Here is a 1,984-nt window from a genome sequence, read left to right on the forward strand (position 1 = left end):
CTCGACATCATACTTTTCGGCTGAGCGTTTTCCCGGAATCATAGAGGCCTATGCCGAGACCGGTTCCATCACCGAAGCTCTGCGGCGCGAAGGGGTTGTCGACTATCGCCGCCGGGAGACCCGCCTGTCAGCAGAGCGCGTATCCGCTAAGGACGCCGAACTAATGAGCTGCTCAGCCGATGCCGTCGTCCTGATCAGTAAGGCGATCGATGTGGACCTCGAAGGGCAGCCGGTGCAGTTCATCAGAACTAAGTTTCTGGCGGATCGGGTGGAACTCGTGATGTTCCAGAACTGACACTCGGCAGACTTTGCCGGGAAGCTTTTAGACATTTACATCCGAGCCAAGTGTCATCGAGCGAATGTCTGAACAGGGCCTCTGCGTGTCAAAGTTGTTGAACAGCACGAAGGTCGTTGTTGATACGCAGCAAGAGATCCGGCTGGCGAGGAGATCTTCGCCCTCGTCTGCTTTGCTCGTACGACCCGACCATGACGCTACTTCCGAGAAGTGCCACAAGAGCCGACCTTGTGGGCACGCCGCGGATACGTCCACGTCGTGCTCATTACACTCGCTCAGCGGCAACGACCGCGCGGTTGAATACGGACGTTCGTTCAGATGATCGCTTATGTCCCCTTTCGACAACAAGCTCTCATGCTTGGGACCTAAGAAAGGGAGAACTTTGAGCAGCCATCGGGGGACGTCTGCCTGGAAACGAGCCCCGTCACAGTGGGGCTCAACGGGCCTTGGGCGGCAGGGTGAAGAGCGATAGGAACCGCTTGGCCAACTTCCGGTCTCCCTCGATCTGCAACAAGTCCAGCGCCGCGCCGCCGTAGACGACCGCCGCAACGTCCGTCGGCCCGCCAGCGATCAGCGCCGCGCCCTCTTCCGCTGCCCCGCGCCGTATCTCGATAGCGCCGCTGGCGACTCGGGCCACATAGACCATCTCGCCAAAACGGAACGCGACGGTGCCTGCGAAGCCTTTCGCGCGCTCGGCATCCAGCATGGCGGTGAAGGACAGCATGATCGACACGCCGGACAGCGGCAGGGTCGGATCATGCCCTGGCGACCGTGCCGCCCATCGCCCCATCTCGCGGATCAGCGGCGCCGTCTCCAGCCCCCATTCGGTCGCCTCATAGACCTGCACGGAGGCCGGCGGGGGGAGCTTGCGCCGCCGCACCAACCTGCGGCTTTCCAGTTCTTTCAACCGCTGGGTCAGCACATTGGCGCTGATCGCCGGCAGGTCCGCCCGCAGGTCGGAGAACCGCCGTGGGCCCAGCAGCAACTCGCGCAGCACCAGCAGCGCCCAGCGCTCCCCGATCAGCTCCAGCGCATGCGCCGTCCCGCAGGCATCGTCGTATCCCCGCCTGGGCTCGCTTCGTCGCATCTTGGTTGTTTTTTCTAACTGCACGGTTGCAATGTATAACTCACTGCGTCATGCTTCAAGGGCCAACGAGTCGAATGCCTGAACCCAGCACGCAAGAAGGAAACGGAAAATGACCTACATCGAAGGGTTCATTGTCGCGGTGCCGATCGCCAATAAGGATGCGTATGTGGATCATGCCACTGGCTTCGCACCTCTGATCCGGGAACTCGGGGCCACTCGGATGGTCGAAAGCTGGAGCGACGACGTTCCGGAGGGCAAGGTCACCGACTTCCGCAAGTCGGTCCAAGCCAAGGATGACGAAGCGGTGGTCTTCGCCTGGTTCGAATATCCCGACCGGGCCGCGCGGGATGCCGCGAACGAGAAGATGATGAGCGATCCGCGCATGAAGGAGATGGGCGCGGCCATGCCGTTCGACGGCAAGCGCATGATCTACGGCGGCTTCGACACCATTGTCGATGAGCGTGGCTCGGGCACGGCCGGCTACACCGATGGCTTCATCGTGCCGGTCCCGTCGGAGAAGAAGGCGGACTACCTGGCTTTGGCCCAGCGTATGGCCGGCAAGTTTAAGGAGTATGGTGCGGTCCGGGTGCTCGAGGCCTGGG

General features: G+C 61.8%; 3 protein-coding genes. 2 read left to right on the forward strand and 1 reads right to left on the reverse strand.

The features are described from left to right. Positions 1–295: UTRA domain-containing protein (locus tag FS320_RS42345; RefSeq protein WP_152718518.1), on the forward strand; the 295-nt coding region annotated here is incomplete at its 5' end. A 436-nt stretch (positions 296–731) separates the two neighbouring features. Here the strand turns inward: FS320_RS42345 and FS320_RS42350 are convergent. Next, positions 732–1,382, reverse strand: coding sequence for a winged helix-turn-helix transcriptional regulator (locus FS320_RS42350; protein WP_152718519.1), 651 nt, complete (start codon positions 1,380–1,382; stop codon positions 732–734). A gap of 109 nt (positions 1,383–1,491) precedes the next feature. Between FS320_RS42350 and FS320_RS42355 the strand changes: the two genes are divergently transcribed. Further along, positions 1,492–1,984 (forward strand): DUF1428 family protein (locus tag FS320_RS42355; protein WP_152718520.1); only part of this gene is annotated, 493 nt, incomplete at its 3' end.

Source organism: Microvirga tunisiensis (genome assembly GCF_009296175.1).
In the GTDB taxonomy this organism is placed as follows: domain Bacteria; phylum Pseudomonadota; class Alphaproteobacteria; order Rhizobiales; family Beijerinckiaceae; genus Microvirga; species Microvirga tunisiensis.

What these genes read in the sequence shown, in the direction of transcription:
- FS320_RS42350 (WP_152718519.1), bottom strand. Translation starts at nt 1,382, where the DNA reads ATGCGACGAAGCGAGCCCAGGCGGGGATACGACGATGCCTGCGGGACG.